Origin of the sequence: Clostridium sp. CAG:43 (assembly GCF_000434655.1) — a bacterium.
GTDB classification, from domain to species: domain Bacteria; phylum Bacillota; class Clostridia; order Lachnospirales; family Lachnospiraceae; genus Otoolea; species Otoolea fessa.
The window spans coordinates 2,381-2,617 of sequence record NZ_FR895063.1; the positions used below are offsets into that span (position 1 = coordinate 2,381).

Below are 237 nucleotides of genomic sequence, written 5' to 3' on the forward strand. Positions count from 1 at the left end.
TATAATCAACCGAGAAACGGAAACTCGGCTCATGAATCAGGGACTGCAAATTGTCCTTGTACGGCATTTGCATCGTATTATCCGCAGAATAGACCCATTTTACCGCCAATTCCAATGCCTTTCTGCATCCTACCGCGCACATTGCAGGAGCGGATGCATATACCCGTTCCACTTCCATCACCGCTGGCGCAAATAATGCATATTCTTTTGTATTCTGTGACATACTTCCTCCACTTA

The 237-nt window shown here is 45.6% G+C and carries 1 protein-coding gene; it reads right to left on the reverse strand.

The annotated features are described in order from the left end of the window. Positions 1-223, reverse strand: a 223-nt coding sequence (locus QVO97_RS05120) for a hypothetical protein (protein ID WP_288189004.1), incomplete at its 3' end; no start/stop codon positions are given. Positions 224-237: the final 14 nt, after the last annotated feature.